Here is a 24,624-nt window from a genome sequence, read left to right on the forward strand (position 1 = left end):
CTATGCATAATATAAATTATTATACCATTTTATAAAGAAAAATATCACAACAAATACTTTAAATTTTAATATTTGCTATGATGGTATTAATTTATATATAATAAATTTGAGAATTAGTAAATTAGGAGAGGTTTTTATGTCTGACATCAATGGTAAAGAATTGGTAAACTTTATGGAAAATATAAATAATATTTTATTTTCAATTTCTGATAACAATGATAAAATAAAAAATTTATTAAATTTAGCTATTGATTTGACTTTTTCTGATGGTGGTACTATTTACCTTATAGAAGAACAAGCAAATGAAAAACGACTAGTAATTACCTTCACAAAAAATAAATCAATAAATTTTGAGTTCTTTGTAGGCCACACTATTCCAATTAATAAAATTAGTATTGCCGGTTTTTCTGCGTTAACAGGTGAAACAATTATTATCAACAATATAAATGAAATACCTCAAAATCATCCATATAGACAGTTTTCTTTCTTTGATAAAAGTCTTAACTATAAAACAAATAACACAATTGCAATTCCCTTGAAAGATTCAAACAACAACATTATTGGTGTTTTTCAGTTAGTTAATAAACTAAGTAATCAAAGTGAATATAATCAAACTGATATTCAAGCATCGTTATTACTATCAAACTTAGTAGCAATGATTATAGAAAAAGTCAACCTTCAAAAGAACTATCAAAATAGTATATTAAGTCTTCAAAAATTATTTTCAAGTATGTTTGATTGGATGAGATTTACAGTAAATAAAATTAGCGAAGCAATAATTATGACTCAGGGGAAATTTATTGAATATTCATATCCTTCATCATCAAAGATTCTTAATTTATGTGATGGCTTGTATATTTTAGATAAACAAATACAGTTGTCATATGTAACCTTTACACCATTTGTTTTGTGTATGCTGCATTTTCAATCTTTGGATATGATTCATATTGAAGAAATATCTAAATTATTTGAGAAAGAAACTCGCAGACACGATATAATAATTAAAGAAGATAAATATTTTGCTCTTGTATTTTATAATGCAACATCAGACAATATTGATACAATATTAAGAAGATATAAAAAGGTTGTTATAGAATATATTAACCAAAAAAGATTATACCAAACTGAAATTAAATATGGATTTATTCAGTTTGACCCAAATAAGCCAAACCAAACAGCTGAAAGCTTATTTGAAGATGCTAAAAATAAAATAAACATTAATTTCTTGCCATAAAAATTAAAAGGCACTAAATTCACAAATCTTTAGTGCCTTTTTCCTTTTAAACAAGTTCTATATAAGCCATCATAGCTCCATCGCCTTTTCTTGGGCCAGCTTTGATTATTCTTGTATATCCACCATTTCTATCACTATATCTTTTTGCAGTTTTTTCAAAAAGTTCATATGCAACATCTTCTTCATATAGGTATGATAATACTCTTCTATAAGAAGCTAAGTCACCTTTTTTTGCTGTTGTAATAAGTTTTTCAGCAACCTTTCTTAAGTCCTTTGCTTTAGCTTCAGTAGTCATTATTCTACCATGTTTAAAGAGAGCTGTTGCAAGGTTTCTCATTAAAGCTTCTCTATGATCAACATCTCTACCGAACTTTCTTTGTTTTGCCATCTTCTTACCTCCTTACTCCTCAGCTTTTTTAAGACCTAAACCCAGACTTTCAAGCTTTTGAATTACTTCTTCAAGTGATTTCTTGCCTAAATTTCTTACCTTCATCATTTCTTCTTCTGTTTTGTTTACCAAATCTTCAACAGTATTTATTCCTGCTCTTTTTAAACAGTTATATGATCTTACTGAAAGTTCTAATTCTTCTATTGTCATATCTAATAGCTTGTTCCTCTTTGGTTGTTCTTGTTTTACAACAACTTCTGTTTCTGTTGGAATATTTGATAAATCAGTAAACAAGGCAAGATAATCTATTAATATCTTTGAACCACTTGATAAAGCCTCATCAGGTCTTATTGTTCCATTTGTCCAAATTTCAATTATAAGCTTGTCATAATCAGTTACTTGACCAACACGGGTATTTTCAACTCTATAATTAACTTTTGTTATTGGAGTATATATAGAGTCAATAGGTATCACACCAATAGATTGATTTGCTTGTTTGTTTCTGTCAGCTGGTACATACCCTTTACCTTGGCATATTGTTATTTCCATAAATAATCTAGCATCAGAATTTAAAGTTGCAATATGATGTTCGGGATTACAAATCTCTATATCAGCATCAGCTTTTATATCTTTTGCCTTTACTTCACATTCTCCCTGTGCTTCTATATAGATTGTTTTTGGCCCTGGAGAAGACATTTTTATAGCTAATCCTTTAAGATTTAGTATTATTTCAGTAACATCCTCTAATACTCCAGGAATTGTTGAAAATTCATGTAACACTCCATCAATTTTTACAGATGTTACAGCAGCACCAGGTAATGATGAAAGAAGTGTTCTTCTTAATGCATTACCTATTGTTGTGCCATAACCTCTTTCTAAGGGCTCAATTACATAACGACCATATTTTTGATCTAAGCTTAACTCCTCACATCTTATATTTGGCTTTTGAATATCTATCAATTCTAATTACCCTCCTTAAAAAATATAAACTTTGTTTCGAGGGCAGTTATTACTTAGAATACAACTCAACAATTAGATGTTCTTGTATTGGCATATCTATATCATCTCTAACTGGTAATGCAATTACCCTGCCTATTAAATTTTCAGAATCTTTTTCAAGCCACTTTGGTGATGTTTTTTTTGCATGTTTTTCTTTAATTTCAGCAAATCTTGGACTTGATTTGCTTGTTTCTTTTACTTCAATTACATCACCTGGCTTTACTAAATAAGATGGTATATTAACCTTTTTACCATTTACAGTAAAATGAGCATGTGATACTAACATCCTTGCTTCACCTCTTGAAGCAGCAAAACCAAGTCTGAATACTACGTTATCAAGCCTTCTTTCTAATAATGAAAGAAGGTTTTCACCTGCTATACCTTTCATTCTTTCAGCCATTTCAAAATATCTTCTGAATTGTTTTTCTAAAATGCCGTATATTCTCTTAACTTTTTGTTTTTCTCTAAGCTGAAGTCCATATTCTGATAATTTTTTCTTTTCCATACCATGCATACCTGGAGCATAGTTTCTTCTAACAATTGAACATTTTTCTGTATAACATCTATCACCTTTTAAAAATAGCTTTGCACCTTCTCTTCTGCAAAGTCTGCAATCAGGTCCTAAATATTTAGACAAATTAAAACACCTCCTACGTAATTAAACTCTTCTTCTTTTTGGTGGTCTGCAACCATTATGTGGAATTGGTGTTACATCCTTAATAAGGCTTACTTCTAAGCCAGCAGCTTGAAGTGCTCTTATTGCTGCTTCTCTCCCAGCACCTGGGCCTTTTACGAAAACCTCAACAGTTCTCATACCGTGATCCATAGCAGCTTTAGCTGCTTTTTCTGCAGCAAGTTGAGCGGCAAATGGAGTTCCTTTTTTTGTCCCTGAGAATCCAACTCCACCAGCACTTGCCCAAGAAATAACAGCTCCAGATGGATCTGAAATTGTTACTATTGTATTATTAAACGTGGAATGGATATGAGCCACTCCTCTTTCAACATTTTTTCTTTCAGAACGTCTAACTGTACGTCTTGCTCTTGCCATTACCTTACTCCTCCCTTATTATTTCTTTCTCATGACACCAACTGTTCTTCTTGGACCTTTTCTTGTTCTAGCATTGGTTCTTGTTCTTTGTCCTCTAACTGGTAAACCTCTTAAATGTCTAAGACCTCTATAACATCTTATATCAATTAATCTCTTTATATTTTTTGAAATTTCGGCTCTTAATTCACCTTCAACTTTGAAATTCTTATCAATATAGTCTCTCAATTTTGAGATTTCTTCATCGTTTAAATCTTTTACTCTTTTATCAGGGTCTACTCCTGTTTCTTTTAATATTTGTCTTGAACGTGTAAGGCCTATACCAAATATATAAGTGAGTCCAATCTCAACACGTTTCTCTCTTGGTAAATCAACACCAGCAATTCTTGCCATTTATATTACACCTCCCGTTAACCTTGTCTTTGTTTATGTTTTGGATTTTCACAAATGACCATTATTTTACCTTTTCTCTTAATTATCTTACATTTTTCACATATTGGTTTAACAGATGGCCTGACCTTCATCTTAATCCTCCTTTTAAAAGGTTATTTAGCTCTCCATACAATTCTACCACGAGTTAAATCATATGGTGAAACTTGAACTACCACTCTATCCCCTGGTAGTATCCTTATAAAATTCATTCTGAGTTTCCCAGAAATATGTGCTAATATCTTATGCCCATTATCAAGCTGAACTTGAAACATTGCATTAGGTAACGATTCTATAACAGTTCCTTCAAGTTCAATAACATCCTCTTTGGACAAGGCTTATCATCCCCCTATTCCTTTCTATTTTCAAAATCATTTATAGCTTTATAAACATCATTATCAGATAGTTTTTTCTTTAATATTTTATCTTTAATTTCTTCATTAATAAAAAGTGTTGGTGCAATATGTTTTATCTTTTTCTTCTTAGGTTTTTTTATTTTTCTTAGCAAACCATCAACAAGATAAACATATCCATCAGGCGTGATGTCATAGATTATAAAAAACCTATTTTTATCTCGCCCCATCTTGGACAAGACTATTTGTCCTATTTGCAAATCCATTAAAAACACCTCATAGTGTAATTATCTCTGGCTTATCTTCACCAATAATTATGGTATTTTCATAGTGGGCAGAAAGTTTACCGTCTATTGTCTTAAACGTCCAACCATCACTATCTTGGTATACTTCATATCTACCCATATTAACCATAGGTTCAATAGCCAAAGTCATGTTTTTGATAAGCCTTATCCCGGTACCTTTCTTTCCAAAGTTCGGCACTTGAGGCGATTCGTGAAACTTTCGACCAATTCCATGCCCAACTAAATCTCTAACTACTGAAAAGCCACGGCTTTCTACATATGTTTGTATACTATATCCAATGTCACCAATTCTTTTGCCAGCAACCGCATTTTTAATACCTTCAAAAAAACTTTCTTCTGTTGTTTTTATTAGAAGCTTTGCAGTTTCAGATATTTCACCAACTGCAAAGGTTCTTGCTGCATCTGCATGTAATCCATCAACACAAGCACCAACGTCTATACTGATAATATCTCCATAATTAAGCCTTCTTAAACCAGGTATGCCATGAACTACCTCGTCATTGATGGATGCACATATTGTGGCGGGATACCCATAAAGGCCTTTAAAGGAAGGTATCCCACCATTTTTAATTATATATTCTTCAGCAATTTCATCAAGTTCCTTAGTAGTAATGTTAGGTGTTATGTTTTTTTCAATGAGTTCTAAAACTTCTTTTACAATTTTACCTGCAAATCGCATAGCTTGCAGTTCAGTTTCTGATTTTATATTTATCATTACTACTACTCCTCAATAGAAAGAACCTTTAGTACTTGTTTTTTTGTATCATCTATTTCTTCTTGGCCTACAGCTGTAACAAGTAGACCTTTTCGAGTATAAAAATCAATAAGTGGTGTTGTTTGATTGTGATATACTTCTAAACGTTTTAAAACTGTTTCTTCTTTATCATCATCTCTCTGATAAAGTTCTCCACCACAAACATCACATATACCTTCTGTTTTAGGTGGTCTATAAACAGTATGGAACGAAGCTCCACAATTTTTGCATATTCTCCTACCTGACATTCTAGTTATTATTTTCTCGTCCGGCACGTGAATATTCAAAACTTTATCTATTTTCATTCCAAGTTCATTTAGAACTTCTTCTAAAGCCTCTGCTTGTTTAATAGTTCTTGGAAATCCATCAAGAAGAAATCCATTTTTGCAGTCATCTTTTGAAAGTCTATCTTTAATTAAATCTATTACTAATTGATCAGGAACTAACAGTCCTTTATCCATATATTCTTTAGCCTTAAGTCCTAACTCTGTTTGGTTTTTAACATTTTCTCTTAATATATCTCCAGTTGATATGTGAGGAATATTTAATTTTGAAGAAAGAAACTCAGCTTGTGTACCCTTTCCAGCACCAGGTGCACCTAAAATAATCAAATTCATTTTGCTAACCTCCACTAATAATTCTTATAATATTATTCTATGTTTAAATTAGCTTAAAAACCCTTTATAGTGTCTCATTAGCATCTGAGCTTCAATCTGTCTAACTGTCTCTAATGCAACACCAACAACAATTAATAAACTTGTTCCTCCAAAGTAAACATTTATTTGTCCCTTGAAAATTAAACCTATAAATGTTGGTAGTATTGCTATAAATGCTAAGAAGAGTGCACCTGCTAATGTTATTCTTCCAAGAACTTTTGTAATAAATTCAACAGTTGGTCTTCCTGGTCTTATACCTGGTATAAATCCACCATTTTGTTTTAAATTATTTGATATTTCAACTGGGTTAAATACTATAGCTGTATAAAAGTAAGTAAACCCAATTATAAATAAAGCATAAAACAATGAATACCAGAAGGAGCCAGAAGAAAAATTAGCTTTTATAAATCTATAAAATCCAGTATTTGGGAAAAACTGAGCAATTGTTGTTGGTAGCATAACAAGTGATATAGCAAAAATTATTGGTATAACACCCGCTATATTTACTTTTATTGGTAGATGTGTGCTTTGTCCACCATATACTCTTCTCCCAACAACTCTTTTAGCATACTGTACTGGAATTCTTCTTTCGCCTTCTTGAATAATGATTATAAATACTATAATAGCTAAAGCCATTATCAAGAATAATACAACACCAAAAATACTCATTAGAGAAAATTCATTTATCTTTGCTACATAGTTCCATAAGCTTGCTGCACCGTTTGGTATTCTTGAAATAATACCTGCAAATATCAATAATGATATTCCGTTACCAACACCATTTTCTGTTATCTGTTCACCAAGCCACATTAAAAATACAGTACCAGCTGTTAAAGCAAAAGTTATGGTTATAAAGCCCATAAACCCTTGTCCCTCAGCTGTGATAACTGGAACCCCATTAGTGAGACCACTTGCATTTTTAAGACCAAACCAAATACCTGCTGCTTGAATGAATGCAAGTATTGCTGTCCCATATCTTGTCCATTCTGCTATTTTCTTTTTACCCTCTTCACCTTGTTTTGATAATTCTTCAAGTGCTGGTATAGCAATAGTTAGTAGAGTCATTATAATAGATGAATTGATGTAAGGTGTTACGCTCATTGCAAAAATACTCATATTTTTGAAAGTTCCGCCTGCGACAACATCAAAAAATCCAAGCATAGCCAAATCTTGAATTACCTTGCCTAATGCATCCCTGTCTATGTAAGGGACAGGGATAAAGGCACCAAGCCTAAATACCAAAAACATTGCAAGGGTGAATATTATCCTCTTTCTTAGATCAGGTAATCTCCAGGCATTTTTAATTGTTTCAAACACCTTACATCACCTCTACCTTTCCTCCAACTTCCTCAATTTTCTTTCGTGCCCCTTCGCTTACCTTTTGAACTTTGATAGTTAATCTCTTTGTAAGTTCACCATTTCCTAAAATTTTTACACCATCTTTTTCAATATTTTTAATAATACCTTTTTCTAACAATAATTCTGGTGTAACAATTGTATCATTATCAAATATTTCTAATTTTCCTACATTAACTTCATTATACACCTTTTTATTGAGGTTTTTAAAGCCTCTCTTTGGCAATCTTCTTGAAAGAGGCATTTGTCCTCCTTCAAAACCTGGTCTTACTCCGCCACCAGATCTTGCCCATTGGCCTTTGTGTCCTCTTGTTGATGTTTTACCATGTCCTGAGCTTTCGCCTCTACCAACTCTTTTTGGATTTTTTCTTGATCCTGGAGCTGGCTTTAACTCGCCTAATTTCATATTGGTAAACCCTCCTTATTTGAGTATCTCTTCGATAGTTTTTCCTCTAAGTTTAGCTACCTCTTCAGGTTTTTTAAGCTTTTTGAATGCTTCAATTGTTGCATATATCATATTTGCTGGGTTATTAGAACCTAAACTCTTTGTTCTTATATCCTTTATTCCTGCAAGCTCGCACACAGCACGAACTGGACCTCCAGCTATAACACCTGTACCTTCTGGAGCTGGCTTTACAAGAACAGTTCCTGCACCAAAGTCGCCAATTGACTCGTGTGGAATTGTTGTATTTTTCATTGGAACTTCTATTAGATGTTTTTTAGCATCTTCAATTGCTTTTCTAATAGCATCTGGTATTTCTGCAGCTTTGCCATGTCCTGCTCCAACATGACCTTTGCCATCACCAACAACTACTATTGCAGAAAACTTAAGCCTTTTTCCACCTTTTACAACCTTAGCAACCCTATTTATATTTACAACTCTTTCTTTTAAATCAAGTCCTTTTGGGTCAATTCTAACCTCTGGCAAATTGTTTCCCTCCTTATAACATTAAAATTGAAGACCAGCTTCTCTTGCTGCATCAGCAAGTGCCTTGATTTTCCCATGATATGGATATCCGCCTCTATCAAAAACAACCTTCTCAATTCCTTTTTGTTTTGCTCTTTCGGCAACAATTTGACCAACTAATTTTGCAGCTTCTATTGACTTTGTTGATTCAATTCTTGTTTTTATTTCTGGTTCTAATGATGAAGCTGATACTAATGTTACTCCCTTTTGGTCATCAATTATTTGAGCATATATGAATTTTAAAGATTTATATACATTAAGTCTTGGCTTTTCATTTGTTCCAAATACCTTTTTTCTTACTCTTTTATGTCTTATTTGACGTTCGTCATTTCTGTTTATCTTCTTAAACAAGCTAATTCACTCCCCTCTATTTCTTACCGCCTTTACCGGCTTTTCCTTCTTTAAGCTTTAGAACCTCGTTTGCATATTTAATACCTTTGCCAAGGTATGGATCAGGCTCTCTAATGCCTCTTATATTAGCTGCAAAATTACCAACCTGTTGTTTATCTATGCCTTTGATAACAATTTTATTTTGATCCGGAACCTCTATTGTAATTCCGTTAGGTTCTTCAATTTCAACAGGGTGTGAGTAGCCTATTGTGAGAACAAGTTTTTTACCTTGTTTTGCTGCTCTGTAACCAACACCTACAATTTCAAGTGATTTCTCATAGCCTTTTGTAACACCTTCAACCATGTTAGCGATAAGTGTCCTAGTAAGACCATGTAAAGCCTTGTGGTTTCTATTGTCTGTTGGTCTTTTTACAAGTATTTGTCCATTCTCTATTTCAACTATCATATCTGGATGCAGTTCTCTAGTTAATTGTCCTTTTGGTCCCTTAACAGTTATAACATTTCCTTCAACCTTTACATCAACACCGTTAGGAATTTGTATAGGTTTTCTACCAATTCTTGACATTTTGACACCTCCTTAAAAATAGCTATTTACCAAACGTAGCAGAGTACTTCTCCGCCAACTCCTTCTTTTCTTGCTTTTTTATCAGTCATAACACCTTTTGATGTTGATACAATTGCAATTCCAAGTCCTCCAAGTACCCTTGGTAATTCATCTTTATTTACATATACTCTTCTTCCAGGCTTGCTGATTCTTCTTAATCCTGTAATTGCTTTTTCTTTATTAGCACCATATTTTAATTTTATTCTAATGATACCTATTTTGCCATCATCTATAACTTCATATTCCTTTATAAAACCTTCATCAAGTAGTATCTGAGCTATTTCTTTTTTCATTCTCGATGCAGGTATATCTACTATTTCATGTCTTGAATTATTTGCATTTCTAATTCTTGTTAGCATATCTGCTATTGGGTCTGTCACAAACATCTTTTTACCTCCCTCCGAACATATATTTTACCAGCTAGCTTTCTTAAGGCCAGGTATCTCTCCATTATGAGCAAGTTTCCTAAAGCAAAGCCTACATATACCAAATTTTCTAAGATATGCGTGTGGTCTTCCACATATTTTGCATCTATTATATTTTCTTGTTGAAAACTTTTGAGGTCTTTTTTGCTTTGCTATCATAGACTTTTTAGCCATTTATTACCCTCCTCAATCTTTTTTAGCTTGCAAATGGCATACCAAGTAATCTTAAAAGTTCTCTTGCTTCTTCGTCGGTCTTTGCTGAAGTTACAATTGTAATCTCAACACCTCTGATTTTTTCAACTTTGTCGTATTCAATTTCTGGAAATACAAGTTGTTCTTTGAATCCTAATGAGTAATTTCCTCTTCCATCAAACGCTTTATCTGAAACACCTTTAAAGTCTCTAACCCTTGGAAGTGCAAGATTAATTACTTTATCCAAAAATTCATACATTCTATTTCCTCTTAATGTTACCATTACACCTATTGGCATACCCTTTCTTAGTTTGAAGTTAGCAATTGATTTTTTCGCTCTTGTAACAACAGGCTTTTGTCCTGTTATTGTTGTTAACTCATTTACAGCAACATCAATTGCTTTTGGATTTTCTCTTGCTTCTCCAAGACCGATATTTACAACTACTTTACCAAGTCTTGGTACTTCCATAACATTTTTATATCCGAACTTTTGCATTAACGCAGGAATTACCTCTTTTTGATACTTCTCTTTAAGTCTTGGCGTCATTTATTTTACCTCCTCTCGCTTTTTGACTAATCAATAAGTTCACCACATTTTTTGCATGATCTTACTTTAACTTCTTTATCTCCTTCATGTATAAACTTGTGTCCTACCCTTGTTGGTTGGTTGCATTTTGGACAAACAAGCATAACCTTGCATGAATATATTGGAGCTTCTTGAGTTATTATTCCACCTTGTCTCATCTTTTGATTTGGTCTGACATGCTTTGTTATTATATTAACGCCTTCAACAACAACTTTATTATCTGTTGGTAAAACTGTTAAAACCTTTCCTTGCTTTCCTTTGTATTTACCAGATAAAACAACAACTGTGTCACCTTTTTTAACATGAACTCTATTTGGCAATTCAAACACCTCCTTGATTATAATACTTCAGGTGCAAGTGAAATAATCTTCATAAATTCTTTATCTCTTAATTCTCTTGCAACAGGTCCAAATATACGTGTTCCTCTCGGTGTTTTATCTTCTCTTATTATAACTGCTGCATTATCATCAAATCTTATATATGTTCCATCATTTCTTTTAAGACCCTTTCTTGTTCTAACTATAACTGCCTTAACAACGTCACCTTTTTTAACAACGCCACCTGGTGTTGCATCTTTAACAGAACATATAATAATATCACCAATATTAGCAAACTTTCTATTTGAACCGCCTAGAACCCTAATACACATTAATTCTTTAGCACCTGTGTTATCTGCTACTCTGAGCCTTGTTTGAGGCTGTATCATGGTCTTTGTTCCCTCCCAACTACATTAAATTTATTTTGCTCTTTCTAATATTTCAACAACTCTCCATCTTTTATCTTTGCTAAGTGGTCTTGTTTCCATTATTAAAACTTTATCGCCAACTTTGCAAGTATTTTCTTCGTCATGTGCCTTAAATTTTGTTGTTCTTTTGAGAGTCTTTTTATAAAGAGGATGTTGTACAAATGTTTCAACAGCTACAACAACTGTCTTATCCATTTTATCGCTTACAACAACGCCTACTCTTGTTTTTCTTAATGCCCTTTTATTCTCCACAATCTACCCCTCCTTATGCATTCTTATTAACCTTTCCTTCAGAAAGCTCTCTTTCTCTAATTATTGTCTTTATTCTTGCTATTGTCTTTTTAACCTCTCTAATCCTCATAGGATTTTCTAATTGGTTTGTAGCAAGCTGAAATCTAAGATTAAATAATTCACTTTTTAACTTCTTTAATTCATTTTGTAATTCATTATTTGTCATATCGCGAATTTTGGATGCCTTCATTATTCTTCACCACCCATTTCTTCATCTTGCCTTGATACTATTTTACATTTAATTGGTAATTTATGGATAGCGAGTCTAAGTGCCTCTTTTGCTACCTCCTCTGCTACTCCAGCAACTTCAAACATAACTCTTCCTGGTTTAACAACAGCTACCCAGTACTCTGGCATACCTTTTCCTGAACCCATACGAGTTTCTGCAGGTTTCTTTGTTACTGGCTTATCTGGGAATATCTTTATCCAAACCTTACCGCCTCTTTTAATATGTCTTGATATTGCAACTCTGGCAGCTTCAATTTGATTGCTTGTAATCCAACCTGGCTCCATAGCCATAATTCCAAATTCACCATAAGAAACAAAATTACCTCTTGTTGCTTTTCCTTTCATTCTACCTCTTTGTTGTTTTCTATGCTTAACTCTCTTTGGCATCAACATTATTTATCGCCTCCCTCTTGTGGAACCAATGCCTTCTTTGGTAGAATTTCACCTTTGTAAATCCATGCTTTAACGCCAATTCTACCATATGTTGTATGTGCCTCTGCAAAGCCATAATCTATATCAGCTCTGAGTGTTTGAAGTGGAATTCTTCCTTCCTTATACCATTCAGTTCTTGCTATATCAGTACCACCAAGTCTTCCTGCAACCATTGTCTTTATTCCTTTTGCACCAAGCTTCATTGCTCGAGCCATTGCTTGTTTCATAGCTTTTCTGAATGAAATTCTCTTTTCTAGTTGAGCGGCAATGTTTTCCGCAACAAGTTGAGCATCTAATTCTGGAACCTTAACTTCTTTAATATCTAATGAAACAGATTTCCCGCCAGTTAATTTTTCAAGGTCTTTTCTTAAGTTTTCAACACCTGCACCAGCTTTACCAATAACAATACCTGGTTTTGCTGTATATACAATAACTTTTATTCTCTTTGCAGCTCTCTCAATTTCAACCCTTGAAATACCTGCAGAATATAGTTTTTCTTTTATATGTTTTCTAATCTTGAAATCTTCAAGAAGATTCTTTTCGAAATCTTTATCATTAGCAAACCATCTGGAATCCCAATCTCTTACTATTCCAAGTCTAAATCCTTTTGGATGAACCTTCTGACCCATTTATTTCCCTCCTTACAATTTTCTATCTCTCTTTAAGAACTACTGTAATATGACTTGTTCTTTTTCTAATAATAAACGCTCTTCCTTGGGCTCTTGGTCTTATTCTCTTCATCACTGGTCCACCATTTGCATAAACTTCAGCAATATATAATTTATCAACATTCATATTATGATTATTTTCAGCATTAGCCATAGCTGACTTTATAAGTTTTTCAACCATTCTTGCAGATCTCTTTGGTGTAAATCTTAAAATACTCAAAGCTTCTTTAACTGGTTTATTCCTAATAAGATCTATTACTATTTTCACTTTACGAGGTGCAATTATTGCATTTCTCAAGGAAGCCTTTGCTACCTTTACCTCATTTGTTGCGTTAACTGCTTTTTCCACCTTTCTTCCTCCTTTCGAAAAAAGTTAATTTTATTTCAACGCAGTAGATTTTTCTGTATGGTGTCCATGTCCTTTAAATGTTCTTGTTGGTGCAAATTCTCCCAATTTATGTCCAACCATTTCTTCAGTAATATAAACTGGAATGTGTTTTCTTCCATCATATACTGCAATAGTATGTCCAACCATCTGTGGGAATATTGTTGACCTTCTTGACCATGTTTTAATAACCTTTTTCTCATTAGTTTGATTCATCTTTTCTATCTTTGCAAGAAGCTTTGGATCACAATATGGTCCTTTTTTAAGTGATCTTCCCAAAGTTTATCCCTCCTTAAACTATTATTTTCTTCTCTTTACTATCAGCTTATCAGATGGTTTATTTTTCTTCCTTGTTTTGTAACCAAGTGCTGGTTTACCCCATGGTGTTAATGGACTTGGATGTCCTATTGGTGATTTACCTTCACCGCCACCGTGTGGATGATCAACCGGATTCATAACAGAACCTCTAACTGTTGGTCTTATACCCATCCATCTCTTTCTACCTGCTTTACCTATCTTTACATTTTCATGATCAAGGTTACCAACTTGTCCCACTGTAGCTTTGCAATCTTGGCTTACATATCTAAGTTCACCTGATGGTAATCTTAGAAGTGCATATTTGCCTTCTTTTGCCATAAGCTGAGCTACCGCACCAGCAGCTTTGACAATTTGGCCACCTCTACCTGGCTTTAATTCAACATTGTGTACCATAGTACCAACTGGAATATTCTTTAATGGTAATGCATTACCAACCTTTATATCCGCATTTGGACCTGACATCAATGTCTCGCCAACTTTTAAACCTTCTGGAGCCAATATATATCTCTTTTCACCATCTACATAGTGAAGCAATGCGATAAATGCTGATCTATTTGGATCATATTCGATTGCAGCAACTTTTGCTGGAATACCATCTTTATCTCTTTTAAAGTCAATAATTCTTATCTTCTTTTTGTGGCCGCCACCTTTATGTCTAACAGTTATTCTCCCTAAATTGTTTCTTCCAGCAAATTTTTTCTCTGAAAATATCAAAGATTTTTCTGGTTTTGTTTTTGTAATAACTTCTTTATAGTGTAATACTGATGACTGTCTTCTTCCTGGTGTTGTAGGTTTATATATTATTACGCCCACCTTTTTTCCCCTCCTTATTCCTTAGATTAAACCATCAAAGAATTCAATTGTTTTGCTCTTATCTGTTAGTTTTACTATAGCTTTTTTCCAAGCACGAGTTTGCCCTTCAAATCTTCCAAGTCTTTTTTTCTTTGGTTTTACATTCATTGTCCAAACCTTATCCACTTCAACGCCAAATATCTTTTCGACTGCTTTTTTGATTTCTACCTTATTAGCTTTTTTATCAACTTCGAAGGTATATTTTTTGTCTTGTAACATACTCATACTTTTTTCTGTAACTATTGGTCTTTTTATGATATCTTCGTATTGCATTAAGCGTACACCTCCTCTACTTTTTTAGCAGCATCTTGGAGGATTATAAATTTTTCATATTTCAAAATATCAAAAACGTTTAGGTTTCCTACTTGCAATGTTTTAACTGTTGGAATATTCATAGTTGATTTTTGTAAAAACTCATTCTTTTCTGGTATTACAATCAATGCTTTTTTATCGTCAAGCCCTAAATTCTTAAGAACTTTTATAACTTCCTTTGTTTTGTATTCATTCATATCCCATTTGTCAATAACAATAACATTACTTTCTTTAACCTTTAATGAGAGTGCACTTTTGAGTGCCAATCTCTTAACTTTCTTCGGTAAATCAATGGAGAAATCTCTTGGTTTCTTTGCAAAAACAACGCCACCTTTTCTCCATGTAGGAGCTGTTATTGAACCTTGTCTTGCTCTACCTGTTCCTTTTTGTCTCCAAGGCTTTCTTCCACCGCCTCTAACCTCTGATCTTGTTTTTGCTGCAAATGTGCCTTGCCTTCTGTTAGCTAAGTGTGCTACAACAGCTTGATGAAGAACATGCTCATTTACTTCAATACCAAAAACTAAATCACTTAACTCATATTCACCTACTTGATGTCCTTCTATATTATAAACTGGTACCTTAGGCATTTATCTTCCTCCCTTCATTCTTTCTTGGTTATTTACTTTTAACTGAGTCCTTAATTAAAACCAAAGACCCTTTAACACCTGGTACATTGCCTTTTAAGAGAATTAAGTTTCTATCGCTATCAACCTTAACAACTTTTAGATTTTGGATTGTAACTCTTTCTCCACCAGTTCTTCCTGGCATTTTTTTGCCTGGGAATGTTCTACCTGGATTTGTGTTTGGACCCATTGAACCTACTCTTCTATGATACATTGAACCATGGCTCATTGGACCTCTTTTAGCACCATATCTTTTGATAACACCTTGAAATCCTTTACCTTTTGATGTCCCAACAACATCAACCTTTTCACCTGGTGTAAATATATCTACTCTTATTTCTTGCCCAACTTCATATTTATCTGAGTCTTTTAATCTTAATTCTTTTATATATCTCTTTGGCTTTATACCATGTTTTTCAAAATGTCCTTTTAATGGTTTATTTAATTTCTTTTCTTCAATATTAACAAAACCCACTTGAATAGCAGAATATCCATCATTTTCAATAGTCTTCTTTTGGATAACAACACATGGACCTGCCTCAATTACTGTTACAGGAATTGCATTTCCTGTTTCATCAAATATTTGAGTCATGCCTATTTTTTTTCCTAATATTGCTTTATTCATTCCAACTTACACCTCCTTATACTTTGATCTCAATATCAACGCCTGCTGGTAATTCAAGTCTCATAAGTGCATCAACTGTTTTTTGTGTGGGCTTAATGATATCAATTAATCTCTTGTGAGTCTTAAGTTCAAATTGTTCTCTTGAATCTTTATATTTATGTGGTGCTCTTATTATTGTTATTATTTCCTTCTCTGTTGGAAGTGGTACTGGACCCGAAACATCAGCACCTGTGTTTTTTGCTGTTTCAACAATTTTCTTAGCTGATTGTTCTAATAGTTTGTAATCGAATGATTTTAATCTAATTCTCATTTTTTGATTGTTTGACATTTGTTCCCCTCCTTTAAAATAATATAATTTTTACTTTTGCGACAGGGGGACTTTGCAACTTATCCGTGTGTGTCTAAACTTCTTATATAAAAATACCCGGGTTTTAGCTCTCGGGCATAAAACACCGGGCATGAAATCTCATACCTTTCCCCGTGTCGCCCGTCTCATAAGGACCAGACATACTCCGCAAAAATTACCTGCTTTTATAGCAGCAACCTTTTGCATCATCGCATCAATTTTATTTTTTCCCACACAATGACTTAATAATTTTACAATAAAAAGGGGCGGTTTGCAAGAGAAATTTAATAAGTTGCCCCGCCCTCTTCATATATTTTTTTCAAAAGTTCTGCATCTACTTCACTTGCTTTTACAAAATGGTTTGGTTCTGCACCACAATATGGACATGGTGATTTTAAATCGGTAATTTCGAAACCACAAATTCCACACACATATCTTTCATCCATAAATATTTCCTCCTAAATTCTTTTGTAATAATTTTATACCCACTTTTTAAAACTTTTTATCATAAAAATCTTTTAGTAATTTTATATGTTTTTCTTCATCTAATATTATTCTTTCAAGCATTTTTTTAATATATTTATCATCTATCATTTCTATATGTTTCTTATAATTTCTTATTGCATCCTTTTCTGATTGAATATCAAGTTTTATCATATCTTTTAGATCTCTATCGTAATTTACAAAATAGCCATTCCAGTATTGTCCATATGTTGTGTACGAACCTCTAAATTTTGGGGTTGCACCAAGTAGATAAATAGTTACACCTAATAAGTCCAAATGCTTCATTTCAACTTGTGCTATTCCAATTATTAATTCAGCAAATTCTTTACTTTTAATATCAGTAATAAAATGTTGGTAAGAATATAAGCATATTGCAGTAAGCTCACTTCCATATCCCGCATAATCATCAAGCAAAAGTTCTGCATAATGTCTATTAGGCTCTTCTACTTTGGGTTCTGGATATGGTGCATCATATGCAAATTTTGACATATCCATAAATCTATTTCCCTCCACTCATTATAAATGACTTTAATACATTATATTTTTGATAAGAGATTTTGCTACTATATCTAAACAGTTAATATGTTCATAAAAAAATTAATAATTTTATATATTTTATATATTGTTTAACACATATCATGCTTTTATAATTAACTTAAAAAGACCAATTAAGGAGCATATTTGTTAATGAAAATTGAAGTAGGAAACCTCCTTTCAGCAATATCAATAGTTTTGGATATTGCTGAAGGAAGAATTCAACATGCAACAAAAACTGCATATACAGCACTTAGAATTTCTCAAAAATTGAATATTGATGAATCGTTCAAAAAAAAGATCTATTATGCTTCTTTTCTACATGATATTGGTATTAGTTTATCTACGTCTCAATTTTATAAAGCTCATGTTGATTTTAGCTTAGCTAAAAGTCATAGTGAAATTGGATATGAGGTTGTTAAAAAATTACCTCTTGACGAAGATATCTCAGAGTTAGTTAGATATCACCACGAAGCCTTTAATGGACAAGGACCATTTGGTTTATCTAATGGTGATATACCATTTGGTTCTCAGATTATAACTTTAGCTGATCAATTAGAAATATATTATGATAAAAGTATTCCATATTACTTACAGGTTAATGAGATTGAAGAATGGATTGTGAAGAATAGAGGAGTTATATTTAATCCTGATATTGTAGATGCTTTTTTGGAAATTTCGTCTACAGATAAGTTTTGGCTTGACTTTGAAAATTCCAATTTAAGATATATAATAAATGACATTGCACCCAAAGGTGAGTTATATTTTGATTTAGAGAAAATGTCTCAATTTGCTCAAGCTATGTCAATAATTATTGATAAAAAAAGTTCATTTACAAATGAGCATTCAATAAATTTACAAAGTATTGCATATAAAATTGTTAAGGATTATGGTTTTGATTATGAAACATGTGAAAAAGTAAAAATTGCAGCATATTTACATGATATCGGTAAATTAGTTGTTCCAAATGAGATTTTAGACAAACCGGGTAACCTAACAAAAGAGGAATTTAATATTATCAAGTCGCATTCTTATTATACAAAAATAATTCTTAATCAGATTCCACCGTTTAATGGTGAAATAGCTGAATGGGCGGCAAATCATCACGAAAAGGTTGATGGAAGTGGATATCCTGAAAGGCTTGATGGTAAAAGTCTTAGCCTTTTAGACAGAATTATTGGAATTTCTGATGTGTACCAAGCCTTAACAGAGGATAGACCTTATAGAAAGGGGATGCCTCAAAGCAAAGCATTTGAAATAATACATGATATGGTAAAAAATAATAAATTTTATAGTGAGGAATTCGAACTATTGAAAAAAGCGGTAAGCTAATTACTTACCGCTATAACTTTACCTATTATTACGAATAATGCTCCACCATTTTTATTGTTTTCAGCTTTTATTTCCATATTGTGCTTTTCAATAATTGTTTTTGATATTGATAAACCTAATCCACTTTCACCTCTTGAACCTTTATAAAACCTTTCGAATATCTTATCAACATCTTTATCTAAAAAACCAGGACCATCATCAATAATTTTTAAATTAAATTTACCATTAATTACCTGTACATCAATATCAATCCTTGATTTTGCATACCTTATACAATTACTAAGAATATTTATTATTGCTTCTGAAAACTTTTCTTTGTCAGCATAGATAAAAATTTTATCCTTCGGGTTAAATGTTACTTCAATATCTTTCAAGAAAATTATACCTTCAATATTTATTAATACATCAAAAATTAGGTCATTCAAATCAACTTGTTCAAACCTAAAAACTTCTTTAAGCGATTCAATTTTTGAAAGATTAATTATTTGATTAATAATATTTTTTAATTTATCTACTTGCCTTATAATAACATTTAGACCATCTATATGAACTGAATTATCTGTTTCTGTTTTTATCATTTCAGCATACCCTCTTATTGAAGTAAGAGGGGTTTTTAACTCATGTGAAACATTTTGTAAAAATCTTTTTTGGGACTCATTATATAAATTTATCTTATCAATTAATTTGTTATATTCCTCTGCAATAATACCTATCTCATCCTTTGATTTTACGTCAACCTTTTTTTCAAAATTCAGATTTTTTGCTTCAATTATTGCGTTTCTTAATTTTATAATATTTTTTATAAGATTTCTTGACATCAAAGCTGCAATAACAATTGACATAATTAATGAAATAATAATTGATTGAATAAGAATATATAAAAACTTCTTTTCAAAGTTTGTAATTACTGATAGATCACTTATTATCAAAACATCAAAAGAATCTATTTTATCATTTTTGTAAAGTGTAAATAATTTTTTATCTTCATTAAGATAATCAACTAAATTAAAGTATCCAAATTGGTCAAGATATTTGTTGTATAAATTTATTATTTTTAATCTTCCTTCATTAGTTAGTTGCTTATTGGAGAACTCAATACTTCTATCATGACTTATAATAACTATATAATCATCCATCCACTTAAATCCATGCTTTGAAAAAAAACTCCTCACTTGTGATATAGAAAAAACTTCCTTTGTGTTTTTTTCATATACTAATTCAATCATTTTAGATATTGTTATATTTTCATCGATAATCTGTTGTATCAGTTGTTCTTTGTAATTAGAATAAAATAAAAAGCCGAAAAATAAAAATATAAATAATATTAGAATAATCATTGAAAGGAATATTCTAATTTGTATCTTCATCTTTTTTCTCCTCAAGTCTATACCCTAGTCCCCACATTGTCTTTATTTCTATAGGAACATTCTGAGCATTTAATTTTTTCCTTATTCTTTTGATAACATCATCAACCATTCTTTCATCATAAAGCGATGGATCTCCCCAGACGTTCTCTAATATAAAGCTTCTTTTGAGAACCTTATCCCTTTCAGAATATAATAAATAAAACACTTCATATTCTTTTGGAGTAAAATTTAGTTCCTCACCTATGTAATTAACTACTTTCTTTTTTTGATCAATCTCCAAACCTTTTATTTCTATGCTTTCATCATTTGGCTTTTTAATATCACCACTTGTTCTTCTCAATGTTTTTCTAATACGTGCTTCTAATTCTGCTAAGGAGAATGGCTTTGACATATAATCGTCACTTCCTAATTCAAGCCCCAAAACTTTATCAAATTCCTCACTTTTTGCTGAAAGCATAATAACTGGGACTTGGCTTGTTTTCCTAAGTTCTCTTAAGACCTCATATCCATCAACATCAGGTAGCATAATATCAAGAATCACTAAATCTGGCTGTTCTTTATAAAAAGTAATTAAAAATGAGGATGCATTTTCAAAGCATTTAACTATATAGCCTCTTTGAGATAAAAAAGTGCTTACAAAATTAAGAATTTCCTTTTCATCATCAACTATATATATAATATGTTTATACATTTTTTCACTCCTAAATTAAGTGAATTATCCAAAAATAATCTATTTAAAGCATTTAACCAAATAAAAATAATCATTGATAACATAAAAATTACAATCTGAAAAACCACATGTTTTTAATAAATTAATACATTCATCAATATCAATTCTTTCTTCAAAACGTGGTCCAAATGTTGTTTCTTTTTTCTGCCATTCTATAATAAACAATACTCCATTACTTTTGAGAATTCTTTTTGCTTCATCTAAAAATCTTCTTTTATCTTCGATTTCATGCAAAACATTAGCAATTAGTGCATAATCAGCTATATCATCTTCTATAATAAAATTATACTCTTTAGAAAGAATAAATTCTATGTTATTTATACCTTCTTTAGCTACTTTTTCTGATAACACCAATAACATATCATTATCTACATCAATAGCAAAAACTTTTCCTTCTTCCCCTATCATTTTTGCTATAGGAATTGAAAAATATCCCGTTCCACATCCTATATCAGCTAGTATCTTACCTCTAGAAATATTAAATAATGGTAGAATTTGATCTGGATTTAATATCTTTTTCCTTTCATCAGAATCTAATCTTTTAGCTTTTTCAATATTTTTTGACACTTCAATCCACCTCTTTACTAAAAATAAAAGTTTAGCAAGCTACGTAAAAAATAGCTTGCTAATAAAAATTAAAACTCCCTTAAAAATTCTTTATAAAATCTATAAGCCATATATATATCTACCTTACTTGTAATTTCAAATGTTGAATGCATTGATAAAACTGGAACACCAGAATCAATTACATTTATCATTTTTCTTGCTATAAAGAGTGCTATTGTTCCACCGCCACCTTGGTCAACCTTACCAAGAAGACCTGTCTGCCAACATATATTGTGTTTGTTTAAAAAGTTTCTAACTTTGCCTACATATTCTGCATTAGCATCTGAGCCACTATATTTGCCTCTAACGCCTGTATATTTTTCTATTGTAACACCCTTACCTACAAAAGACGCATTAAGTTTATCAAAAACGCCTTCATGGTTAGGATCAACAGCTCCTGCTACATCTGCTGAAAGTGCGTTTGAATTTTCGTAGCATTCATATAAATCAAATAAATCAGTATATCTTCCTGTTAGCTTTAATATTCTGACAATTGAATTATCTAAGAAATTGGCTTCTGCACTTGTGATACCAACACTACCTATCTCTTCTTTGTCAACAAGAAATACAACTGATGTCTTTTGTGGAACATCTTCTAAATCAAAAAGAGCTTTCATTGCTAAATATGCACAGACTCTATCATCCTGCCCATATGCACCAACAAGGCCTCTATCAAATCCAACATCCCTTGCTTTTGCTGCAGGAACTATTTCAATTTCTGCTGAAATAAGATCCTCTTCACAAATACCATAATAATCTGATAGTATTTTTAGTATGTTAAGCTTTACTCTTTCCTTAACCTCTTTATCTGGATAAGGAATTGAGCCTATTAAAATATTTAAATTTTCAGCCGGAATAACTTCTGATGCCTTCTTTTGCATTTGTTCAGATGATAAATGAATTAATAAGTCGGTTATATAAAATATAGGATCATTTTCATCTTCGCCAATCTTTATATTAACAGTGGTTCCATCAGATTTTACAACAACGCCATGAATAGCTAAAGGAACATTTACCCAATGAAATTTTTTTATTCCACCATAGTAATGGGTTTTTAAAAAAGCTAAATCATTAGACTCATAAACTGGCTTTGGCTTCAAATCAAGTCTTGGTGAATCAATATGTGCACCAATTAAATTAATACCTTGATTAAGCGGCTCTTTTCCAATGACAGCAAGAATAATATTTTTACCTTTGTTAACAAAATAAACCTTATCTCCTTCACACATCTTATCATATGAATGATAGTCTTTAAAACCGTGCTGCTTAGCTAATTTAACAATATAATCAACTGTTTCTCTTTCTGTTTTACATTCATTTAAAAATGTCTTATAATCATTAGCAATTTTATAAAGCTTTTCTTTTTGCTCTTCATCAATTGTGTCCCAAGCATTTTTATTTTTTAGGCTAAGTTCCTCAAAGAGTTTTTGACCTTCAGTTTGACTCATATAACTTTCCTCCCTAATACTTAATTAAGCATTTATTATATTAACATATTTTTTTATTTAACTGCACTAACTTTTTTGATATTTTTCTTTCAATTTTTTTGGCACAAGAAAACTTTATATAATAAAATAATAATATATCAATTAGTAAGGAGATAACAATGAAGAAAAGAAAATTACATACACCAAAACATACTGCACTTGATTTTATTAAATATATTGGACCAGGACTTTTAGTAACAGTCGGTTTTATTGACCCAGGAAATTGGGCTGCTAATGTATCAGCAGGAGCATCTTATGGATATAAACTATTATGGGTTGTTACTCTTTCTACTATAATGTTAATCATATTACAACACAATGCGGCACATCTTGGTATAGCTTCTGGTTATTGTTTAGCTGAAGCCTCTACAATTTATCTCAATAAATATCTTTCCAATTTTATTTTATCAACAGCTATTCTTTCTGCTATATCTACAGCTATGGCAGAAATACTTGGTGCGTGCATTGCATTAAAAATGCTTTTTAATATACCAATAAAGATAGGTATTTTTTTAATAGTCCCTCTTATTCTTATTATGTTACTTACAAATTCATATAAAAAATTAGAAAGATGGATTATTGCTTTTGTTTCACTTATTGGACTCTCATTTGTGTTTGAACTATTTCTTGTAGATATTTCATTGAATCAAACTTTTAAAGGTGTGTTTATCCCTAACATCCCAAATGGTTCTTTAGTAATTATTATGAGTATTTTGGGAAGTGTTGTAATGCCCCACAATTTATTTTTACACTCTGAAGTTATACAGAGCCGTCAATGGAATAAAGAAGATGAAATAGTAATAAAGCATCAATTAAAATACGAGTTTTACGATACTCTTTTTTCAATGTTAATCGGCTGGGCAATAAACAGTAGTATGATAATAATTTCAGCATCTGTTTTTTATAAAAATCATATTGTTGTTTCAAATTTAGAACAAGCTCAATTGCTATTAAAACCTTATGCAGGAAATTTATCTTCATTAATTTTTGCCATATCACTACTCTTAGCAGGTATTGCGTCATGTATAACTGCAGGTATTAGTGGTGGTTCAATATTCTCTGGTATTTTTAAAGAACCGTATGATATCAAGGACATTCATTCAAAAATAGGTGTTTTATTAACTTTAGTCCCTGCTGGACTAATAATACTCTTTATTAATAATCCATTTAATGGATTAATTATTTCTCAAATGCTACTAAGTATTCAATTACCTATAACAATATTGCTTCAAATATATTTAACATCCTCAAAAAAAGTTATGGGTAAATTTAAAAATTCAAAAGTTGATAATATACTCCTTGTTATTGTTGCTTTTATAGTTATCGGATTAAATATTTATCTACTTTTAGATAGCATCTTGTGAATACTAATTTAGCTCCCTTCTTATTTGGGAGCTATCTATTTTTATAATCCTTTATAAAGTTTTCGATAGATCTATCATATGTTTTCTCTGCCTCTTTTGAAAAGTAGCATGCAGGAAGTTCACCATTTTTTCTGTGATAATGTAAACACTCACAACATTTTCCCCTACGTGAACAAGATGAATATGTGCATGTGCAAATATTTAGATTTTTATTAACAACACACTCCAAAA

The 24,624-nt window shown here is 31.7% G+C and carries 41 protein-coding genes; 3 read left to right on the top strand and 38 right to left on the bottom strand.

Annotated features, from left to right (window positions below):
• Nucleotides 1-136 precede the first annotated feature (136 nt).
• Complete coding sequence (locus tag ACAG39_05920; protein ID MEZ0536775.1) at nucleotides 137-1,234, top strand: GAF domain-containing protein; 1,098 nt, start codon at nucleotides 137-139, stop codon at nucleotides 1,232-1,234.
• Between the two features lie 46 nt (nucleotides 1,235-1,280).
• On the opposite strand, the gene rplQ is transcribed toward ACAG39_05920, so the two are convergent.
• The 33 genes from rplQ to ACAG39_06085 form a co-directional block, all read right to left on the bottom strand.
• The gene (gene rplQ, locus ACAG39_05925; protein ID MEZ0536776.1) at nucleotides 1,281-1,622 is read right to left on the bottom strand and encodes a 50S ribosomal protein L17; all 342 of its coding nucleotides are present in this window, start codon (nucleotides 1,620-1,622) and stop codon (nucleotides 1,281-1,283) included.
• A gap of 12 nt (nucleotides 1,623-1,634) precedes the next feature.
• Nucleotides 1,635-2,582, bottom strand: a complete 948-nt coding sequence (locus ACAG39_05930; GenBank protein MEZ0536777.1) for a DNA-directed RNA polymerase subunit alpha — start codon at nucleotides 2,580-2,582, stop codon at nucleotides 1,635-1,637.
• A 49-nt stretch (nucleotides 2,583-2,631) separates the two neighbouring features.
• Nucleotides 2,632-3,258 (bottom strand): 30S ribosomal protein S4, encoded by a 627-nt coding sequence (gene rpsD, locus ACAG39_05935; GenBank protein ID MEZ0536778.1) that lies wholly within the window; start codon nucleotides 3,256-3,258, stop codon nucleotides 2,632-2,634.
• Nucleotides 3,259-3,279: 21 nt separating this feature from the next.
• Nucleotides 3,280-3,669 (bottom strand): 30S ribosomal protein S11, encoded by a 390-nt coding sequence (gene rpsK, locus ACAG39_05940; protein ID MEZ0536779.1) that lies wholly within the window; start codon nucleotides 3,667-3,669, stop codon nucleotides 3,280-3,282.
• Between the two features lie 18 nt (nucleotides 3,670-3,687).
• Complete coding sequence (gene rpsM, locus ACAG39_05945; protein MEZ0536780.1) at nucleotides 3,688-4,059, bottom strand: 30S ribosomal protein S13; 372 nt, start codon at nucleotides 4,057-4,059, stop codon at nucleotides 3,688-3,690.
• A gap of 17 nt (nucleotides 4,060-4,076) precedes the next feature.
• The gene (rpmJ, locus tag ACAG39_05950; protein ID MEZ0536781.1) at nucleotides 4,077-4,190 is read right to left on the bottom strand and encodes a 50S ribosomal protein L36; all 114 of its coding nucleotides are present in this window, start codon (nucleotides 4,188-4,190) and stop codon (nucleotides 4,077-4,079) included.
• Between the two features lie 21 nt (nucleotides 4,191-4,211).
• On the bottom strand, nucleotides 4,212-4,430 hold the full coding sequence (gene infA / locus ACAG39_05955) for a translation initiation factor IF-1 (protein MEZ0536782.1): 219 nt from the start codon (nucleotides 4,428-4,430) through the stop codon (nucleotides 4,212-4,214).
• A gap of 14 nt (nucleotides 4,431-4,444) precedes the next feature.
• A complete protein-coding gene (locus ACAG39_05960; GenBank protein MEZ0536783.1) occupies nucleotides 4,445-4,714 on the bottom strand; it encodes an RNA-binding protein in 270 nt (89 codons plus the stop codon).
• Nucleotides 4,715-4,724: 10 nt separating this feature from the next.
• Nucleotides 4,725-5,468, bottom strand: coding sequence for a type I methionyl aminopeptidase (gene map / locus ACAG39_05965; GenBank protein ID MEZ0536784.1), 744 nt, complete (start codon nucleotides 5,466-5,468; stop codon nucleotides 4,725-4,727).
• A 5-nt stretch (nucleotides 5,469-5,473) separates the two neighbouring features.
• Nucleotides 5,474-6,124, bottom strand: a complete 651-nt coding sequence (locus ACAG39_05970) for an adenylate kinase (protein ID MEZ0536785.1) — start codon at nucleotides 6,122-6,124, stop codon at nucleotides 5,474-5,476.
• Nucleotides 6,125-6,172: 48 nt separating this feature from the next.
• Nucleotides 6,173-7,480 carry a preprotein translocase subunit SecY gene (secY, locus tag ACAG39_05975; protein MEZ0536786.1) on the bottom strand — a complete coding sequence of 436 codons (1,308 nt, stop codon included), beginning with the start codon at nucleotides 7,478-7,480 and terminating at the stop codon, nucleotides 6,173-6,175.
• Between the two features lies 1 nt (nucleotide 7,481).
• A complete protein-coding gene (rplO, locus tag ACAG39_05980; protein MEZ0536787.1) occupies nucleotides 7,482-7,925 on the bottom strand; it encodes a 50S ribosomal protein L15 in 444 nt (147 codons plus the stop codon).
• 15 nt (nucleotides 7,926-7,940) lie between these two features.
• Nucleotides 7,941-8,447: a 30S ribosomal protein S5 gene (gene rpsE / locus ACAG39_05985; protein MEZ0536788.1), complete on the bottom strand. Its 507-nt coding sequence runs from the start codon at nucleotides 8,445-8,447 to the stop codon at nucleotides 7,941-7,943.
• Nucleotides 8,448-8,468: 21 nt separating this feature from the next.
• Nucleotides 8,469-8,837 (bottom strand): 50S ribosomal protein L18, encoded by a 369-nt coding sequence (gene rplR, locus ACAG39_05990; protein MEZ0536789.1) that lies wholly within the window; start codon nucleotides 8,835-8,837, stop codon nucleotides 8,469-8,471.
• Nucleotides 8,838-8,853: 16 nt separating this feature from the next.
• Nucleotides 8,854-9,402, bottom strand: coding sequence for a 50S ribosomal protein L6 (rplF, locus tag ACAG39_05995; protein MEZ0536790.1), 549 nt, complete (start codon nucleotides 9,400-9,402; stop codon nucleotides 8,854-8,856).
• Between the two features lie 26 nt (nucleotides 9,403-9,428).
• Entirely contained in the window at nucleotides 9,429-9,827 is a 399-nt protein-coding gene (gene rpsH, locus ACAG39_06000) for a 30S ribosomal protein S8 (GenBank protein MEZ0536791.1), read from the bottom strand.
• Nucleotides 9,828-9,854: 27 nt separating this feature from the next.
• Nucleotides 9,855-10,040 (bottom strand): type Z 30S ribosomal protein S14, encoded by a 186-nt coding sequence (locus tag ACAG39_06005; GenBank protein MEZ0536792.1) that lies wholly within the window; start codon nucleotides 10,038-10,040, stop codon nucleotides 9,855-9,857.
• A gap of 22 nt (nucleotides 10,041-10,062) precedes the next feature.
• Complete coding sequence (gene rplE, locus ACAG39_06010) at nucleotides 10,063-10,605, bottom strand: 50S ribosomal protein L5 (GenBank protein MEZ0536793.1); 543 nt, start codon at nucleotides 10,603-10,605, stop codon at nucleotides 10,063-10,065.
• Between the two features lie 26 nt (nucleotides 10,606-10,631).
• Complete coding sequence (gene rplX / locus ACAG39_06015) at nucleotides 10,632-10,964, bottom strand: 50S ribosomal protein L24 (GenBank protein MEZ0536794.1); 333 nt, start codon at nucleotides 10,962-10,964, stop codon at nucleotides 10,632-10,634.
• A gap of 17 nt (nucleotides 10,965-10,981) precedes the next feature.
• The gene (rplN, locus tag ACAG39_06020) at nucleotides 10,982-11,350 is read right to left on the bottom strand and encodes a 50S ribosomal protein L14 (protein ID MEZ0536795.1); all 369 of its coding nucleotides are present in this window, start codon (nucleotides 11,348-11,350) and stop codon (nucleotides 10,982-10,984) included.
• A 30-nt stretch (nucleotides 11,351-11,380) separates the two neighbouring features.
• Nucleotides 11,381-11,641 (bottom strand): 30S ribosomal protein S17, encoded by a 261-nt coding sequence (gene rpsQ / locus ACAG39_06025; GenBank protein ID MEZ0536796.1) that lies wholly within the window; start codon nucleotides 11,639-11,641, stop codon nucleotides 11,381-11,383.
• Between the two features lie 13 nt (nucleotides 11,642-11,654).
• Nucleotides 11,655-11,870, bottom strand: coding sequence for a 50S ribosomal protein L29 (gene rpmC, locus ACAG39_06030; GenBank protein ID MEZ0536797.1), 216 nt, complete (start codon nucleotides 11,868-11,870; stop codon nucleotides 11,655-11,657).
• Complete coding sequence (rplP, locus tag ACAG39_06035; protein MEZ0536798.1) at nucleotides 11,870-12,301, bottom strand: 50S ribosomal protein L16; 432 nt, start codon at nucleotides 12,299-12,301, stop codon at nucleotides 11,870-11,872. The genes rpmC and rplP overlap by 1 nt, the downstream gene beginning before the upstream one ends.
• Nucleotides 12,301-12,969: a 30S ribosomal protein S3 gene (gene rpsC, locus ACAG39_06040; protein ID MEZ0536799.1), complete on the bottom strand. Its 669-nt coding sequence runs from the start codon at nucleotides 12,967-12,969 to the stop codon at nucleotides 12,301-12,303. The genes rplP and rpsC overlap by 1 nt, the downstream gene beginning before the upstream one ends.
• A gap of 22 nt (nucleotides 12,970-12,991) precedes the next feature.
• Complete coding sequence (gene rplV / locus ACAG39_06045) at nucleotides 12,992-13,357, bottom strand: 50S ribosomal protein L22 (GenBank protein ID MEZ0536800.1); 366 nt, start codon at nucleotides 13,355-13,357, stop codon at nucleotides 12,992-12,994.
• 30 nt (nucleotides 13,358-13,387) lie between these two features.
• The gene (rpsS, locus tag ACAG39_06050; protein ID MEZ0536801.1) at nucleotides 13,388-13,672 is read right to left on the bottom strand and encodes a 30S ribosomal protein S19; all 285 of its coding nucleotides are present in this window, start codon (nucleotides 13,670-13,672) and stop codon (nucleotides 13,388-13,390) included.
• A gap of 21 nt (nucleotides 13,673-13,693) precedes the next feature.
• Nucleotides 13,694-14,524 carry a 50S ribosomal protein L2 gene (rplB, locus tag ACAG39_06055; GenBank protein ID MEZ0536802.1) on the bottom strand — a complete coding sequence of 277 codons (831 nt, stop codon included), beginning with the start codon at nucleotides 14,522-14,524 and terminating at the stop codon, nucleotides 13,694-13,696.
• Nucleotides 14,525-14,545: 21 nt separating this feature from the next.
• Entirely contained in the window at nucleotides 14,546-14,836 is a 291-nt protein-coding gene (gene rplW / locus ACAG39_06060; GenBank protein ID MEZ0536803.1) for a 50S ribosomal protein L23, read from the bottom strand.
• On the bottom strand, nucleotides 14,836-15,462 hold the full coding sequence (gene rplD / locus ACAG39_06065; GenBank protein MEZ0536804.1) for a 50S ribosomal protein L4: 627 nt from the start codon (nucleotides 15,460-15,462) through the stop codon (nucleotides 14,836-14,838). Before rplD ends, rplW begins: the two co-directional genes overlap by 1 nt.
• A gap of 28 nt (nucleotides 15,463-15,490) precedes the next feature.
• Nucleotides 15,491-16,123 carry a 50S ribosomal protein L3 gene (rplC, locus tag ACAG39_06070; GenBank protein MEZ0536805.1) on the bottom strand — a complete coding sequence of 211 codons (633 nt, stop codon included), beginning with the start codon at nucleotides 16,121-16,123 and terminating at the stop codon, nucleotides 15,491-15,493.
• A gap of 16 nt (nucleotides 16,124-16,139) precedes the next feature.
• Entirely contained in the window at nucleotides 16,140-16,451 is a 312-nt protein-coding gene (rpsJ, locus tag ACAG39_06075; GenBank protein ID MEZ0536806.1) for a 30S ribosomal protein S10, read from the bottom strand.
• Nucleotides 16,452-16,753: 302 nt separating this feature from the next.
• Nucleotides 16,754-16,915, bottom strand: a complete 162-nt coding sequence (locus ACAG39_06080; GenBank protein MEZ0536807.1) for a hypothetical protein — start codon at nucleotides 16,913-16,915, stop codon at nucleotides 16,754-16,756.
• A gap of 46 nt (nucleotides 16,916-16,961) precedes the next feature.
• Nucleotides 16,962-17,468 carry a manganese catalase family protein gene (locus tag ACAG39_06085; protein MEZ0536808.1) on the bottom strand — a complete coding sequence of 169 codons (507 nt, stop codon included), beginning with the start codon at nucleotides 17,466-17,468 and terminating at the stop codon, nucleotides 16,962-16,964.
• A gap of 192 nt (nucleotides 17,469-17,660) precedes the next feature.
• Here ACAG39_06085 and ACAG39_06090 point away from each other — a divergent pair, with 192 nt between their 5' ends.
• Nucleotides 17,661-18,839: an HD-GYP domain-containing protein gene (locus tag ACAG39_06090; GenBank protein MEZ0536809.1), complete on the top strand. Its 1,179-nt coding sequence runs from the start codon at nucleotides 17,661-17,663 to the stop codon at nucleotides 18,837-18,839.
• Here ACAG39_06090 and ACAG39_06095 read toward each other — a convergent pair.
• The 4 genes from ACAG39_06095 to ACAG39_06110 form a co-directional block, all read right to left on the bottom strand.
• The gene (locus ACAG39_06095; GenBank protein ID MEZ0536810.1) at nucleotides 18,836-20,206 is read right to left on the bottom strand and encodes an ATP-binding protein; all 1,371 of its coding nucleotides are present in this window, start codon (nucleotides 20,204-20,206) and stop codon (nucleotides 18,836-18,838) included. The genes ACAG39_06090 and ACAG39_06095 overlap by 4 nt on opposite strands.
• Nucleotides 20,190-20,897 carry a response regulator transcription factor gene (locus tag ACAG39_06100; GenBank protein ID MEZ0536811.1) on the bottom strand — a complete coding sequence of 236 codons (708 nt, stop codon included), beginning with the start codon at nucleotides 20,895-20,897 and terminating at the stop codon, nucleotides 20,190-20,192. The genes ACAG39_06095 and ACAG39_06100 overlap by 17 nt, the downstream gene beginning before the upstream one ends.
• Nucleotides 20,898-20,936: 39 nt before the next feature.
• Complete coding sequence (locus tag ACAG39_06105) at nucleotides 20,937-21,503, bottom strand: class I SAM-dependent methyltransferase (protein ID MEZ0536812.1); 567 nt, start codon at nucleotides 21,501-21,503, stop codon at nucleotides 20,937-20,939.
• A 68-nt stretch (nucleotides 21,504-21,571) separates the two neighbouring features.
• Entirely contained in the window at nucleotides 21,572-23,008 is a 1,437-nt protein-coding gene (locus ACAG39_06110; GenBank protein MEZ0536813.1) for an aminopeptidase, read from the bottom strand.
• Between the two features lie 140 nt (nucleotides 23,009-23,148).
• Here ACAG39_06110 and ACAG39_06115 point away from each other — a divergent pair, with 140 nt between their 5' ends.
• Nucleotides 23,149-24,393, top strand: coding sequence for an Nramp family divalent metal transporter (locus ACAG39_06115; GenBank protein MEZ0536814.1), 1,245 nt, complete (start codon nucleotides 23,149-23,151; stop codon nucleotides 24,391-24,393).
• Nucleotides 24,394-24,424: 31 nt separating this feature from the next.
• On the opposite strand, the gene ACAG39_06120 is transcribed toward ACAG39_06115, so the two are convergent.
• Nucleotides 24,425-24,622 (bottom strand): DUF6485 family protein, encoded by a 198-nt coding sequence (locus ACAG39_06120; protein ID MEZ0536815.1) that lies wholly within the window; start codon nucleotides 24,620-24,622, stop codon nucleotides 24,425-24,427.
• Between the last annotated feature and the right edge of the window lie 2 nt (nucleotides 24,623-24,624).

It is taken from the genome of Caldicellulosiruptoraceae bacterium PP1 (assembly GCA_041320695.1).
GTDB lineage: Bacteria > Bacillota > Thermoanaerobacteria > Caldicellulosiruptorales > Caldicellulosiruptoraceae > JBGGOQ01.